Here is a 14,448-nt window from a genome sequence, read left to right as displayed (position 1 = left end):
AACGAGCATTTTCTGCTCGGATTCTATAATAAACCAACATCAAACAATATGTATAACTCAGTTCAACATTACAAAGACGCTTTATTTAAAAGCGACTGGAAATCTGGTTTGTCAGTATTTCTGGTAGCATTGCCTTTGTGCTTAGGCATTGCTCTCGCCTCTGGCGCTCCTCTCTTTTCAGGTATTTTGGCAGGTATTGTAGCAGGTACTTTTGTCGCTTTACTCTCAGGCTCCGAAATTTCAGTCAGTGGACCAGCGGCTGGTCTTACCGTAATTGTAGCAACAGCAATTCATGATTTAGGTTCATTTCAAGGGTTCTTGGTGGCAGTTGTGCTGGCAGGTGTAATTCAATTGGTACTTGGACTTATCAAAGCGGGTAAGTTTAGTGCTTATTTTCCCGAAAGTGTGATTCGTGGTATGCTAGTAGCTATTGGTATTGTTATTATTCTAAAGCAAATCCCTCATGCGCTTGGCGATGATCAAGATTATGAAGGTGAATTTGAATTTGAGCAAGTAGCTGACCATCAGAATACTATCACAGAATTGATTCGTTCGGTAGTGGATTTTAACTATGGTGCCATCACAATTGCTATCGTTTGTTTGGCAGTGATATTGCTTTGGGAACGAGCTGCCAAGAAAAATAAGGGAATTTTTGCGATGATTCCTGCTGCTTTGGTGACAGTATTGGTAGGTATACTTATGAATGAAGCATATCGTATATATCAGCCGTTTTATTACTTAGGAAATTCTCCGATTCACATGGTGAATATCCCCAAAATGAGTGGAGTGAGTGATTTTGTGTCTGCATTTTCTTTTCCTGATTTCTCTGCACTGATGACCACCAAGGTTTATATCGTTGCTTTTACTTTAGCAATTGTTGCCAGTCTTGAAACATTACTGAATTTGGAAGCATCCGATGCCATCGACCCTCTAAAAAGACAATCATCTCCTGACAAAGAATTGGTTGCCCAAGGAATTGGTAACGTAATTTCAGGTTTGATTGGCGGCTTACCGATTACTTCAGTCGTTGTAAGAACTTCTGCCAACGTATATTCGGGAGCACGTACCCGTATGTCTTCATTTGTACATGGAATGTTGCTGTTGGGTTCGGTGCTTTTAATTCCTAATCTATTAAACAAAATTCCTTTATCGTCGCTCGCTGCTGTACTCTTGACAGTTGGATACAAGTTGGCACATCCGAAGGTATTTGTCAAAGTATTCAAAGAAGGATATGATCAATGGATTCCTTTTGTGGTGACTATCTTGGTAATAGTCTTTAAAGATTTGCTGTTTGGTATTTTTATAGGAACAGCAGTGGGTTTGATATTTGTCCTGTTTACCAACTTTCATTCAGCTGTTTCGTTTGTGAGAGAAGGAAAGAATGTGCTGATTCAATTCAATAAAGATGTATCGTTTTTGAATAAACCCAAAATCAAACAGATATTACTTAGTCTTGAAGATGGAGATGTGGTTTATATTGATGCTACTAAAGCACAGTTTATAGATCATGACATTTATAATCTATTATATGAATTCAAATCGGTAGCATATAGGAGAAATATTGAGGTAGATTTCAAAAAAGTGTCAAGAAAAATACAAGGAGATATAAATCAATACTTACCTGAGTCGATTTCCGCGCATTAATTCGTAACTTTGAGCATTCAATGAAAAACTCAAAGTTCATCAGCAATAAAGAAATGAAATTTTTACGATTGATTTCTACCTTTTCATTTCTCTAGTTATAATCAATGTTCGAATATACTCTGACAGTAAACCTATAGCTTTGACAAAGTATCGGAGTATTTACAAGTTACAAACAAGTTTCGATGAAAGATTACAAAAAACTATTGCTCAACAATAAAGCTTGGGCAGCTGACCGCTTGTCGATGGACGAGACCTACTTTGAAAGATTGGCAAAAGACCAAAAGCCAGAGTTTCTTTGGATTGGTTGTGCCGATAGCCGTGTACCTGCGGAAGAAATCACTAATACCCAGCCAGGCGATGTGTTTGTTCATAGAAATGTAGCAAACATGGTCGTACATACAGATATGAACCTCTTGTCTGTACTTCAGTATGGTGTTGAGGTTTTGAAAGTAAAACATATTATTGTCTGTGGTCACTATAATTGTGGTGGTGTAAAAGCAGCGATGGGAAATCAAGATTTTGGTTTGATTAACAAGTGGTTACGTAATATCAAAGAGGTATATTCTAAGCACGAAGTAGAGTTGGGTGGTATCGAAGATGAAAAACAGAAATTTAATCGTTTAGTAGAACTCAATGTACACGAGCAAGTTAAGAACTTAGCAAAAACAACAATTATTCAACATGCTTGGCAAAATGGTGAGTATCCTCATTTGCATGGATGGGTATTTGATTTGCATACAGGATTAATCAAAGAAGTATTAAATATTGATTCTCCTGAGCAGATAGATCCAATCTTCCGTTATAATCTTTAATTTTAGCTGAATATTAAAAAAGCCGATAGCAGGGGTATTCTCCTACTATCGGCTTTTTTGTTGAGTCAGTAAGCTGTTTTGTAAGGAATAGGTTCTATATTTTTCGATTCTACAACCTAAACAACTTTTACATTTTCTGTTTCTTCAATCATTGAAAGTAACTCTACTTTTTCGTTATACACCGCATTGAGGGCAAAAGGTTGTTTGTTCAATACGTATCGATAAATAAAAAAGTCTGTTTTAGGAGTAGGGAAGGTATCTATATTGTTGAAATCGTGCCATTCTAAAATACCTTCATTGCAAATAGGTGGTTCGAAATAGTCTACTTCGGCCTCATAAATAAAACTCATCCAATTGTAGTTGGAAGGTGATGTTTCGACCAACGTTCCACAGAATCGCATTTTTTCCAGTTCCAAACCCGCTTCTTCTTTGACCTCACGAAGTGCTGTTTCGTAAGGATTTTCGTAAGGGTCAACTTTTCCCCCTACAGGTACATAAAGCCCTTTAAGTGGTTCATTGAATCGTTTTAATAATAAAAAATTAGTCTGATTTCGGAGAATACAAATCACCGCTACTCTTTTTAGTCCTTCCATCTTGTATAATATTTTCTCCTAATTTTTGATCCGAGTACTTAGGATTGTTCCTAAGCCACCTAAAATAACTAATGAAAATAAGGCAATTTTCAAAGATGTAAACTCGGCGATATAGCCAATCATTACTGGACCAATCATAAAGCCAGATATACCCACAGTCGAAATAGCAGCTAAGGCAACTCCTGCCGACATAGTTTTAGAATGCCCTGCTTCGCTATAAATAAGAGGTACTACTGTAGATAGCCCAAGTCCTGTAATTGAAAAACCAAGAATAACAGTCCAAGAAATAGGTAATGCAAGTGCCAAAATCATCCCAATGGTTACAAGCGAACAATTGAGAATAAGCGTCTTTTTGAGTCCTAATTTAGCCACTGTTTTGTCACCTATTATTCTACCTATTACCATCGTAATCGAAAATGCTGTGAAAGCTGAAGTGGCATATTTGGATGCATTCCCCAATATTTGTTTGTAGTATAATACGCTCCAGTCGGCCATTGCGCCTTCGCAAAGCATGCCACAGAAACAAATAACGCCCAACAGCATAAGTGCTTTGTCGGGTAATGCAAATAATGGTTGTGCTTCCGAAGATTTGAAGTCTTGTGCTATTAAATACTGATAAACAAACAAGGCTACAATAATATCCAAAACACCAACTGTACTCAAGTGCCATACCGTAGAAATACCCTGTGAAGCAAGAATACCTCCTAAGGCCGCTCCAATCATAAAACCAATGCTGAAAATGGCATGAAAGGACGACATAATAGATTTACTCATGGTTTTTTCAACATTTACAGCCTGCACGTTCATCGAAATATTGAGAAGATCGCCTCCGAAGCCAAATACAAAAAGAGTGATAGCCAATTGCCATGCTTGATTTGATATACCCAAAAAAGGCATAGACAACAAATAGATAATCGCTGCAATCACTGTGACTTTTCTGCTACCGATATAGTTGATAATCACACCTGCCAAGGGTAATGCTGACAAGCTTCCAATGGGCATAGCAAACAAAACAGTTCCTAATGCCGCGTCGCCTAAGCCTAATTTTTCTTTTACATCTGGAATGCGAGAAGCCCAACTTGAAAAACTTAGCCCCGAAATAAAAAATAATGCATTGGTAGCCAAACGGGCTGCCTTTGCATGATTAGAAGTTAGTGAAAGTTCCATAAATTTTAATATGAGTGGAAAGAATTTACAAATCTACTAAACTTCTTCGGGAAGTAAGAGAGTGCCAATTTCTTTCCAAGAATATACACGCTTGTAACCTTCGATATGATAATTATGAGGAGCATCGTATAATAAGCCTGTTCCTTCAAATTTTACGAGATTTTTTTCGTGGTCATCTATCAGATAATCAGCTTTAATCATGTATTTATGACCACAAAAAACGGTATGTTTCCAGCCAATATAAGGGAAAAACTCTTCAAGCCATTCTAATTTTTCGCTCAGTGAATTTGGAAATTCTGTAGCAGCCGAAACAATGAAGATTTCGTAATGGTCTTGCAATTTTTTTACAGTTTCTATCGCATCATCAAATACGGGAAGATTACGAAAAAATCCTTTTTCATGCAAAAAGTCACGAATAGGGAAATATTGCTCATAAAATTCCTTTGCTTTTTCAGGATTACTAATGTCTTCTCTGGTAAAATTTGTTCCTAGACGAAGGTTGGTTTCGGTGAGAATACCTGATGTTGTGTCAGCCAAAACATCATCCATGTCGATTGCAATACGTTTCATAAAATAAAGGGAGATAAAGTAAACAATTATTATTTATTGGGATTGGTAAGTATGAGTGCTGAATTATGAGTTAGGAATGTAATTTTTAATTATCAATTTTTACACTTTTACCTAATGTCTACAGCCTATTGCCTAGTGCGGTAAAATCATTTAAAAGTACATTTCAAAAATCATTTATATATCCTTTTGAATCAGGCTACTAGCTCAATTCTGTTGTTTTCGGGGTCTAAAACTACACTTTCGTAATAGCCATCTCCTGTACGACGAGGTTCGCCCACGATTTGAATGCCTTCTTTTCTCATCAATTCGGTAAGTTCATCAACTTTTTGTTCACTGCCCAACGCAAATGCAAAGTGAGTAATTCCTAATGTTTCGGTTTTAGGGTTTTCTCTTTCGGGAATTTGCGGTTTTTGCATTAATTCTATTCTTGCACCAGATGCAAAACTTAAAAAGTAAGACTCAAATTCCTTTGCTGGATTATGGTATTTTGTATTACATTTTGCCCCAAAATAGCGCATATAGAAGGATTTCATCTGTTCCAAGTCGCTTGTCCAAATAGCAATATGCTCAATAATCATAGTGTGAAAATTTAGTTGATGATGCAATTTTCCGAATAAAAACGTAAAAATCAAAATGTTTTTTATTAAATTTGTGAATAAAACCGAAATAAAACGAATTTATGCTAAGGGAAGAACGCCTTCAAATTATTCTCAAAATGTTGGAAACCAATCAAAGGGTTTCGTCAGTAGAGCTATCCGAGATTCTTAATGTTTCAGACGATACCATCCGACGTGATTTGAATGAGTTGGCCGAAAATGGATTACTCAAAAAAGTGCACGGTGGTGCTGTTCCTAGGTCGGCGCATCCCTACAAATTGAAGGAAAGAATCAAAGTGGCTCATGAAGAAAAAATGGTTTTGGCACAAAAAACACAAGCTTATTTTCATGACGGGCAAGTAATTTTATTAGATAATGGCTCTACCAATATGGAGGTGGCTCGTATGATGTCTCCCGATTTGAAGGCAACAGTTTTTACGAATAGTCTACAGATTGCTCAGATTTTGTGTGAACATCCCTCTATCCAGCTTTTCTTTTTGGGGGGAAAAGTATTCAAAGATGCCCAAAACACTTATGGGGCTGAGGTGATAGAGATGCTTCAAAAAATTCGTGCAGATATATGTATTTTAGGGGTTTGTGGGATTCATCACAATATAGGTGTAACGATTCAAGATTGGGGAGAAAACCAAGTAAAGCGCAAAATGGTGGATATTTCTCAAAAGGTTGTTGCCCTTGTAACGGCCTCAAAAGTAAATACTGCTGAAAGCTACGTCGTGTGTACCTTGGATGAATTGGATGTGATGCTAACGGACGATTGTATCGATGAAGCTTTATTAAAAGATTATCAGAAACATGATATTGTAATTCAATAACTGGGGAAAGTGTAGAAATTTTTCTACATAAAACTGTGGAATATAATCTACTTAGCTAGGGAAAACACGCAGAATAGCAATTGGCACGAATATTTCAATAATAGAATTAAATATAATAGTGGTTAGGTATAGTTCAGAAAGGTGAGAATGATAATTCTCACCTTTTTTCTTTTAATACCGATAAAGAGATAATTAGGCTGCTTGGTTGTGAATAGGGAGGCTAATGATAAAAAGACTACCTTCGCCAAGCGTAGACTCCACCTCGATACTCCCTTTGTGAGATTGGATAATATTAAGAGTCGCTGAGAGACCTAAGCCAAAACCATTTGACTTGGAAGTAAAATAAGGCTCAAACAAGCGGTCTATCTGTTCGACTGACATTCCCATACCGTTGTCTTTGATACTAATTAGATACGAAGATCCTTTAATAGCAGACTTTACCTCAAGGATTCCTTTCCCTGTTTCCATAGCCTCAATGGCATTAATAACGATATTTAATAAAGCTATTTTTATTTGTTCGGCATCAATTTGCAATAGAGCATCCACCGATAAATCTTTACAAAGCTGAATATTCTTTAGGTTTAATCGGTCAATTGCTTGCTGAATACTTTCTTCAATAATCAAACAACCCGAATATGGATTTAGCGAAATCGCTGCTGGGCGATACGAATTAAGTAATTCTGAAATTAAGTCACCAATTCGTTTGCTATTGCGCTGTATGATTTCTAAGAAAAAGTGTAGTTCCTCATCCTGAAGCTCTGAAGCCAATTGATCTAAGGAAAGGTTGATATTGGTCAGAGGGTTGCGGACTTCATGCGCGAGGGTACGAATAAGGCGACCAGTAGCTGCTACTTTTTCAGAAATAACATGTTCTTTTTCTGCTTTTCTTAAATTAGTAATATCACGTACAACTCCTAAAAAATGTTCCTGACCATTGCTATCAGTTCTTTTGAAGGCATTAATCTGACAAAGTTTCTTTTCGCCCGATTTCGTCGTTAGCCACGTTTCGTAATTATCTAATCGCCCAAATTGCGCCAACTGCGTAGCAAAGTTTTGCCGACTAGTGGTACTACCAAACAGACTGATTGTTGTCATATTACGAAGCTCTTCAGAGCTATATCCAGTAAGTGCCGATACCTCTGGATTGAAATACAGAAAGCTACCATCGATAGGGCTTGTAAGCACAATTGCTTGCTGGATATTGTCGAAAATACTTTTGTATTGGGCTTCGCTTTCTTGTAAGGTCTGTAAAGTTTGAGAACGTTCTAAAGAATATCGAATGCATCTTTCAATTTTCTCCGCATCCAACTCGCCTTTGATGAGATAATCCATTGCCCCAAGCTTCATGGCTTCTTCATCAATTTCTTTATGCCCTTTTCCAGTAAGCATGACCATTGGGGTCGGAATTCGGTGTTCTTTTACAATTCTGAGCAAATCAAGACCAGTTTTGGCGCCTAGTCTAAAATCAAAAAAACAAATGTCAAATTTGGCTTGGGTAAGTTTACTAATGGCCATCGAAAACGATTTAGCCCAGGTTATCTCAATGTTTTGACCGTCTATTTGTTTTATGAAATCACAAGTGAGAAAATAATCGTCTTCATCATCATCTACCAGTAGTAGTTTTATATTTGAGCGAGATAACATAATAGTGTTTAAGGTTTAAAAGGTAAATATAGAGTAAATACGGAACCTTGTTGTAGGGTACTTTGGGCGCTTAGGTGCCCTTGATGGTTTTCAACAATTTTGGCACAAATAGCCAAACCTAAGCCAGTTCCTTCAAATTCGGCGTTGCCGTGTACACGATGGAACATCGTAAATATTTTTTCTTTGTATTCGTCCTCAAAGCCAATACCATTATCACTTATGCTGATTTTCCAGTATTGTGTCTCTGTGAGTTTTAGTCTAAGAATTTCTTCTAAAGAGGCTTCTTCTACCTTTATATTTACTAATGGTTGTGTAGATTCGTCTACAAATTTGATGGCGTTAGAAATGAGATTTAAAAATAATTGGTGCATTTGAGATGGAAAAGCCTGAATAGTAGGCAAGTCATCTACGGTAATTTGTGCATTCTTTTTGGCAACAGCAATTTCCAAATCTCCTATCGCGTTTTGAACAATTTGGTTCAGATTTACCTCCGAAAAGGGGAGAGGAATATTGTTACGGGATATTCTAGAATAGGCCAACAGATTATCAATCAGACTTTTCATTCTATCGCTCGAATACAAAATTCTATCTACAAAAAAACGACCGTCCTCGTTCAGACCATCTGCGCATCGCTCAATGAGCTTGTTGGCAAAAGCAGTAATTTTGCGTAATGGCTCTTGCAAATCATGCGAGGCAATGTAGGCAAACTGCTCCAAATCTTGATTAGAACGAAATAGCTCCTCAATCTTTTTTTCAAGGGCTAGCTCATAATTCTTTATTTGGGTAATATCAGCAGATGTTCCAAGCACTTTTGTGACATTGCCCTGTGTATCTAAATAACATTTTCCTTTTACAGCCAAATATTTAAAAACTCCCTTGGCATCAATAATCGAGTGCTCTAGTTCGTAATAATTTTTTTTGTCTTGAACAGATTGTTCAGAAATACTTCTAGTGTATTCGTGCTCATGAACGGGTATATGTTTTTGATAAAAGCCATAAGTCATCTCTTTGACTTCAAAATCTTTGGCATCGTAACCAAAAACATCATATAGTCCGTCTGACCAACGAACAGTGTCAGCGCCAACATACCATTCCCAACTACCGTATTTAAAAATTTTCTCAGCTTCATTGAGTTGATTTCTTTGTTGAAGTATCAGCTCATTATGCTTTTGAAGTTGCGTAATATCTTCAGCAATATGAAGTATTTCAAATTGGGCTTCGGGACTTTGACTTCTCAAAACCATACTTCTATGGCGCAAAATAACCTTTGACCCATTTTTATGTTTTACCTCAATATTGTATTCAATGCGTTCGCCCGTATTGATGATTTTATTATACTCTTCGAGCCTGAGCTCCCATTTCATTAACTCGCTTTCACTTAGGGCAAAATCTAGAGAAAAGTCATTTTGAATCAAATCCTCTTTTTGATAACCAAGAATATCCGTAAACTTTCGATTCATGAAAGTAATTTTTTTGGACGGAAACTCCTGAATATAAACCAAGTCTGGTATGAGTTGGATAAACTTTTCTAAAGGTATATTGTCTCGTTGATATAAAGGCATTTGGGTTCTATGTTAAGTTTTGGAAAGGAGTTACTCATCAAACTAAGAACAAACAAAGTAGTGTATTGTTTGTGATAATGTTTTTTCTAGAAACCACCTATGGTATTTTTAGAAAAAACTATTCCTAGTCTTGGTTTTGTAAGTAATGTTGTAAGTTTCTGACTTACGTTTTATTTGAAATATATGTTGAGTTGGAAGAGTATAAGTTTTAATGTAGAATTGTGAGGCATTAAGCTATTGTCAAATGTCAATAACCGATTGCCTAAAACATAATATTACAAAATGATATTGTGTTAGTTTTATATGTAAAGTTTTGATAAATAGTAATTTATATCCATGGGTCACCACTCGAAATTCATCACTACTATTTACATATTATAATTATTCATTTTGTTGTAAAGGGTTTTTCTATCTATGCCTAATAGTTTGGCTGCTTTGCTTTTATTGTAGTTAACTTGTTTCAAAACCTGCAAAATTGTTTCGTACTCGGCATCGGAGGCTACAGACTTCAGATTGAGATGCTGGGCTGGTTCTTGATAACTACTTTCAGGAGCACGTTGCTCGAAAGGCGTGTCAAAAACTAGGAGTCGTTCATGATTCATGAGCTCAAAGGGCAGACTTTTGGCTTCTATATAATCCTTCTCAGAAAGTAACGTAGCTCTTTTAATGACATTACGCATTTCGCGAAGATTACCCGGCCAACCGTAGGTTTTAAAAACCGCTTCAACCTCTGGCGCAAAGGTGGTAATGTTTTTATCAAGTTCTTCGTTGGTCTGCGCTAAAAAGAAATGAGCAAATTCCATAATATCTGATTTTCGCTGACGAAGCGGAGGAACTTCGATGCTAAATTCATTAAAGCGATGATACAAATCTTCTCTGAATTTCCCTTTTCTGCTAGCCTCCAAAAGCCTTTCATTAGAGGCAACAATAATTCTTACATCTACCGAAATTTCTTTTGTTCCACCGATTCTTCTCAAGGTTCTTTCTTGCACCACACGCAATAACGATACTTGAACGTCGTAAGGTAAGTTAGCTACCTCATCAAGAAATAGAGTACCGCCATTTGCCATTTCGAAGTGACCAATTTTTTGATTGATAGCACCTGTAAATGAGCCTTTTTCATGACCAAATAATTCGCTGGCGGCTAATTCTTTAGAAATTGCACCACAGTCCATCGCCACAAAAGGACCATTGGCTCTTTTGCTTCTCGCATGGATTTCTTGCGCGATTGACTCTTTGCCCGAACCACTTTCTCCATAAATAATCACGCTATAGTTAGTAGGAGCAACAAGGTCTAACTGTCTGAATAAGTTTTTTGACTCTTGTCCCGAACCAGCAATATGGTCTTTTTGTACTAAGCCTTTTTTGGGGCTATTAGCTTTAGGTTTGTTGGGTGATATACTCGGTGTTTGGGTTGCCTTTTGTAAAGCGTTTTGAATAGTCACCAAGATTTCATCAGGAAATAAAGGTTTTGTAATATAGTCTACAGCACCCATCTTCATGACGTTTACCGCCGTTTTTATATCCGAGTATCCAGTTATTATAAGTACGGGAAGTAGAGGTTTTTTTTCATGTATTTTCTGTAAAATAGTAGCTCCTGTCATATCCCCTAATCGGAAGTCGGTCATGACTAAATCAGGGTGAAACTCATCAAGTAAAACGAGTCCACCGTTACCACTTTTTGAAATTGCGACCTCATAGCCATTTTTTGTAAGAAAGCGGCGCAACAGCATACAAATGTCTGTGTCGTCGTCTATTACAAGAATTTTTTGCATTCTTTAGTTTGTTTAAATTATTAGTAAAGGATAATAGTTGGTTGAGTATAGTAATAATAAAAGCCAAATGGATAGGTATTAGCACTTCATAATATTTATGAAGTACAGTAAGTAAAAGCAATTCCCAGTGACGGTAAAGGTAGATTTACTTAGTAATCGAAGTTAGTTGATTTTTGATTTTTTCCCTAAAAAGAGGTTATAAAATTAAATTCCCAGTAAATGAAAAAATATCACTTACTGGGAATAATTGATATGATTCTTGGGGTGTTCCTATTTAATATAACGCCAATCTTCGTTTCCTTTCAATGCCAACAATGATTCATAAATCAAGTTGATAACAGCCTGAACATCGTCTTTATGTACAGTTTCGACCGTTGTGTGCATATATTTTAGTGGAAGCGAAATCAAAGCTGAAGCAACGCCTTCGGTAGCATAAGCAAACGAATCTGTATCAGTACCCGTAGAACGAGACACAGCCTGACGTTGAATAGCTATTTCTTTTTCTGTAGCAACATCAATAATGAAGTCACGAAGGTTGTTTTGTACTGCTGGTCCGTAGCAAATCACAGGACCTTTACCACATTTCAAGTCACCTTGTTCTTTTTTGTTGTACATAGGCGATTGAGTATCGTGTGTTACGTCAGTTACGATAGCAACATCTGGTTTCAAACGACGAACAATCATTTCAGCACCACGCAAACCAATTTCTTCTTGGACTGCATTTACTACGTATAAAGTGTAAGGAAGTTGAATGTTGTTTTCTTTCAAAAGACGAGCAACTTCTGCAATCATAAAACCACCCACACGGTTGTCGAGTGCACGACCTACATAAAAGCGGTCATTGAGTTCAGTAAGTCCATCTTCAAAAGTAACTACAGTACCTACGTGAACGCCCATTTCTTCTACCTCTTTTTTATTAGCAGCGCCAAGGTCGATAAAAATGTCGTTTACAGTTGGAGCTTTATCTTTACCCAAGTCACGCACGTGGATAGCAGGATACCCGAATACCCCTTTTACAACGCCTTTTTTGGTATGTAGGTTACAACGCATTGATGGAGCAATAACAGCGTCAGAACCACCATTGCGACGAACGAAAATATAACCGTTATCGTCGATATAGTTTACAAACCAAGAAATCTCATCGGCGTGTGCTTCAATTACCACTTTGTAAGGCTGTCCAGGATTAATCACCCCAACAGCAGTGCCATAGACGTCAATGATGGTTTCGTCGATGTAAGGTTTTAGGTAATCCAACCAAATTTGTTGACCTGAAGCTTCAAAGCCAGTGGGCGAAGCGTTATTCAAATATTCGTAGAGGAAGGTTTTTGATTGTTCTGTCATTGTAATAATGAGTTCTATTGTTGTAATTATATCCTTTTAGTAAATAACACCGAGAATAGGATATTAATTTTTGAAATAATAAAAAATCTGCTTTTCACAAAAATACAAAACCCCAAAGGTTTTAAAAGCCCTTGGGGTTCTAAATCTAAAATAATACCATCAATGCTGATTATAATGGAATATTTCCGTGCTTTTTGCGTGGTAGATTCGCTACTTTATTTTCCAACATTTTGAATGAGCGAATCAATTTTTGACGAGTATCTGATGGTAAAATTACTTCGTCAATATAGCCACGGTGTGCAGCACGATATGGGTTAGCAAATTTCTCTGTGTATTCGTCTACTTTTTCTTGAAGTTTTTCTTCTGGATTTTCGGCAACTGCAATTTCCTTTTTGAAAATAATTTCGGCAGCACCTTTAGCGCCCATTACCGCGATTTCGGCGGTTGGCCATGCAAAATTCATGTCGGCACCAATATGTTTCGAGTTCATTACATCATACGCACCACCATAAGCTTTACGGGTAATTACAGTGATACGTGGCACTGTAGCTTCGCAGAAAGCATAAAGTAATTTTGCTCCATGATTAATAATTCCGCCCCACTCCTGATTGGTACCTGGCATAAAGCCTGGGACGTCTTCAAGTACTAGTAATGGAATATTGAAGCAGTCACAGAAACGAACAAAACGAGCTGCTTTCATACTTGCCTGAATATCTAACACACCTGCCATGACAGCTGGTTGATTGGCAACAATACCAATGCTACGACCTGCAATACGAGCAAATCCCACTACGATATTTTCTGCGTAGTTTTTGTGTACCTCAAAGAAAGAATCGCTATCAACAATATGGTCGATAACTTCCTTCATATCATAAGGTTGATTGGGATTTTCAGGGATAATTTTATCTAATTCTTTTCTGATTTCGCTGGCAGATTCATACGCTAGGGCAGGGGCTGTTTCTTCACAGTTTTGTGGAATATAAGAAAGCAATCGTTTGATGTCATTGATACAGCTTACTTCGTTTGAGCATGAAAAGTGTGTGACCCCAGACTTCGTCGAATGCGTTGAAGCGCCTCCAAGTTCTTCAGATGTAACTACCTCATGTGTAACTGTTTTAACAACGTTAGGTCCTGTTACAAACATATATGAGGTGTTTTCGACCATCATGATAAAGTCTGTGATAGCTGGCGAATATACTGCGCCACCAGCGCATGGTCCCATGATTGCCGATATTTGTGGAATTACACCTGAGGCAAGGGTATTGCGGTAGAAAATATCTGCATATCCTGCCAATGACATTACGCCTTCTTGAATACGTGCACCTCCTGAGTCGTTTAAGCCAATTACAGGTGCGCCACTCTTCATGGCTAAATCCATGATTTTGCAGATTTTTTCGGCAAAGGTTTCTGACAACGCACCACCAAATACGGTAAAGTCTTGAGCAAAAACATACACCAAACGACCATTGACAGTACCGTAGCCCGTTACAACGCCATCGCCTAGGTAATATTCTTTTTCTAGACCAAAGTCTTTACAACGGTGCATGACAAATTTGCCAATTTCCTCAAAAGAACCTTCGTCCATCAACAAAGCAATACGCTCACGAGCTGTTAGTTTGCCTTTTTTATGTTGAGCTTCAATACGTTTTTCGCCACCTCCTAAAAGAGCTTCGGCGTTTTTACGCTCTAAAATTTCAAATTTCTCTTGGTTTGTCTTTACCTTCATGGTATTCCTATGGTATTTGTTTTGTATTTGTGTCAAATATAAAGGGCAGAAATTAGATAACGTGTAAAATTGATATAGTTTATTTAAAATTGTATATTTTGAAGTTTTAATTTTGAATTATTTTGAGAAAACTCATAAAAAGTTATTACATAAAGGCATATCTGTTATTTGAACGGTACTAAGAA

General features: G+C 37.2%; 12 protein-coding genes. 3 read left to right on the top strand and 9 right to left on the bottom strand.

The window, feature by feature from the left end; translation table 11 throughout:
• Nucleotides 1-48 precede the first annotated feature (48 nt).
• Nucleotides 49-1,644: a SulP family inorganic anion transporter gene (locus QM481_RS02155; RefSeq protein ID WP_283380482.1), complete on the top strand. Its 1,596-nt coding sequence runs from the start codon at nucleotides 49-51 to the stop codon at nucleotides 1,642-1,644.
• Nucleotides 1,645-1,826: 182 nt separating this feature from the next.
• On the top strand, nucleotides 1,827-2,456 hold the full coding sequence (gene can, locus QM481_RS02150; RefSeq protein WP_283380481.1) for a carbonate dehydratase: 630 nt from the start codon (nucleotides 1,827-1,829) through the stop codon (nucleotides 2,454-2,456).
• A 116-nt stretch (nucleotides 2,457-2,572) separates the two neighbouring features.
• Here the strand turns inward: can and QM481_RS02145 are convergent, their stop codons facing one another.
• The 4 genes from QM481_RS02145 to QM481_RS02130 form a co-directional block, all read right to left on the bottom strand.
• Nucleotides 2,573-3,049, bottom strand: a complete 477-nt coding sequence (locus QM481_RS02145; protein ID WP_283380480.1) for an NUDIX hydrolase — start codon at nucleotides 3,047-3,049, stop codon at nucleotides 2,573-2,575.
• A gap of 18 nt (nucleotides 3,050-3,067) precedes the next feature.
• Nucleotides 3,068-4,216 (bottom strand): MFS transporter, encoded by a 1,149-nt coding sequence (locus tag QM481_RS02140; RefSeq protein WP_283380479.1) that lies wholly within the window; start codon nucleotides 4,214-4,216, stop codon nucleotides 3,068-3,070.
• A 36-nt stretch (nucleotides 4,217-4,252) separates the two neighbouring features.
• The gene (locus tag QM481_RS02135) at nucleotides 4,253-4,786 is read right to left on the bottom strand and encodes a 5' nucleotidase, NT5C type (RefSeq protein WP_283380478.1); all 534 of its coding nucleotides are present in this window, start codon (nucleotides 4,784-4,786) and stop codon (nucleotides 4,253-4,255) included.
• A gap of 191 nt (nucleotides 4,787-4,977) precedes the next feature.
• Nucleotides 4,978-5,364, bottom strand: a complete 387-nt coding sequence (locus QM481_RS02130; protein ID WP_283380477.1) for a VOC family protein — start codon at nucleotides 5,362-5,364, stop codon at nucleotides 4,978-4,980.
• Between the two features lie 101 nt (nucleotides 5,365-5,465).
• On the opposite strand from QM481_RS02130, the gene QM481_RS02125 reads away from it, so the two are divergent.
• Nucleotides 5,466-6,215 (top strand): DeoR/GlpR family DNA-binding transcription regulator, encoded by a 750-nt coding sequence (locus QM481_RS02125; protein WP_166553427.1) that lies wholly within the window; start codon nucleotides 5,466-5,468, stop codon nucleotides 6,213-6,215.
• Nucleotides 6,216-6,407: 192 nt separating this feature from the next.
• Here QM481_RS02125 and QM481_RS02120 read toward each other — a convergent pair whose 3' ends face one another.
• The 5 genes from QM481_RS02120 to QM481_RS02100 form a co-directional block, all read right to left on the bottom strand.
• Nucleotides 6,408-7,859 carry a hybrid sensor histidine kinase/response regulator gene (locus QM481_RS02120; protein WP_283380476.1) on the bottom strand — a complete coding sequence of 484 codons (1,452 nt, stop codon included), beginning with the start codon at nucleotides 7,857-7,859 and terminating at the stop codon, nucleotides 6,408-6,410.
• Between the two features lie 8 nt (nucleotides 7,860-7,867).
• A complete protein-coding gene (locus QM481_RS02115; RefSeq protein ID WP_283380475.1) occupies nucleotides 7,868-9,421 on the bottom strand; it encodes a sensor histidine kinase in 1,554 nt (517 codons plus the stop codon).
• Between the two features lie 368 nt (nucleotides 9,422-9,789).
• Nucleotides 9,790-11,196: a sigma-54-dependent transcriptional regulator gene (locus QM481_RS02110; protein WP_283380474.1), complete on the bottom strand. Its 1,407-nt coding sequence runs from the start codon at nucleotides 11,194-11,196 to the stop codon at nucleotides 9,790-9,792.
• 270 nt (nucleotides 11,197-11,466) lie between these two features.
• Nucleotides 11,467-12,537, bottom strand: a complete 1,071-nt coding sequence (locus tag QM481_RS02105; protein WP_283380473.1) for a M42 family metallopeptidase — start codon at nucleotides 12,535-12,537, stop codon at nucleotides 11,467-11,469.
• A gap of 169 nt (nucleotides 12,538-12,706) precedes the next feature.
• On the bottom strand, nucleotides 12,707-14,263 hold the full coding sequence (locus QM481_RS02100; RefSeq protein ID WP_166553432.1) for an acyl-CoA carboxylase subunit beta: 1,557 nt from the start codon (nucleotides 14,261-14,263) through the stop codon (nucleotides 12,707-12,709).
• Between the last annotated feature and the right edge of the window lie 185 nt (nucleotides 14,264-14,448).

The sequence above is a fragment of the Flectobacillus rivi genome (assembly GCF_030056655.1).
Lineage (GTDB): Bacteria > Bacteroidota > Bacteroidia > Cytophagales > Spirosomataceae > Flectobacillus > Flectobacillus rivi.
This window is presented reverse-complemented; position numbering and strand designations above follow the sequence as displayed.

Excerpts from the sequence above, each read along its gene's own strand:
- QM481_RS02155 (WP_283380482.1), top strand. The coding sequence starts at position 49 with ATGTATAACTCAGTTCAACATTACAAAGACGCTTTATTTAAAAGCGAC.
- can (WP_283380481.1), top strand. The coding sequence starts at position 1,827 with ATGAAAGATTACAAAAAACTATTGCTCAACAATAAAGCTTGGGCAGCT.
- QM481_RS02145 (WP_283380480.1), bottom strand. The coding sequence starts at position 3,049 with ATGGAAGGACTAAAAAGAGTAGCGGTGATTTGTATTCTCCGAAATCAG.
- QM481_RS02140 (WP_283380479.1), bottom strand. The coding sequence starts at position 4,216 with ATGGAACTTTCACTAACTTCTAATCATGCAAAGGCAGCCCGTTTGGCT.
- QM481_RS02135 (WP_283380478.1), bottom strand. The coding sequence starts at position 4,786 with ATGAAACGTATTGCAATCGACATGGATGATGTTTTGGCTGACACAACA.
- QM481_RS02130 (WP_283380477.1), bottom strand. The coding sequence starts at position 5,364 with ATGATTATTGAGCATATTGCTATTTGGACAAGCGACTTGGAACAGATG.
- QM481_RS02125 (WP_166553427.1), top strand. The coding sequence starts at position 5,466 with ATGCTAAGGGAAGAACGCCTTCAAATTATTCTCAAAATGTTGGAAACC.
- QM481_RS02120 (WP_283380476.1), bottom strand. The coding sequence starts at position 7,859 with ATGTTATCTCGCTCAAATATAAAACTACTACTGGTAGATGATGATGAA.
- QM481_RS02115 (WP_283380475.1), bottom strand. The coding sequence starts at position 9,421 with ATGCCTTTATATCAACGAGACAATATACCTTTAGAAAAGTTTATCCAA.
- QM481_RS02110 (WP_283380474.1), bottom strand. The coding sequence starts at position 11,196 with ATGCAAAAAATTCTTGTAATAGACGACGACACAGACATTTGTATGCTG.
- QM481_RS02105 (WP_283380473.1), bottom strand. The coding sequence starts at position 12,537 with ATGACAGAACAATCAAAAACCTTCCTCTACGAATATTTGAATAACGCT.
- QM481_RS02100 (WP_166553432.1), bottom strand. The coding sequence starts at position 14,263 with ATGAAGGTAAAGACAAACCAAGAGAAATTTGAAATTTTAGAGCGTAAA.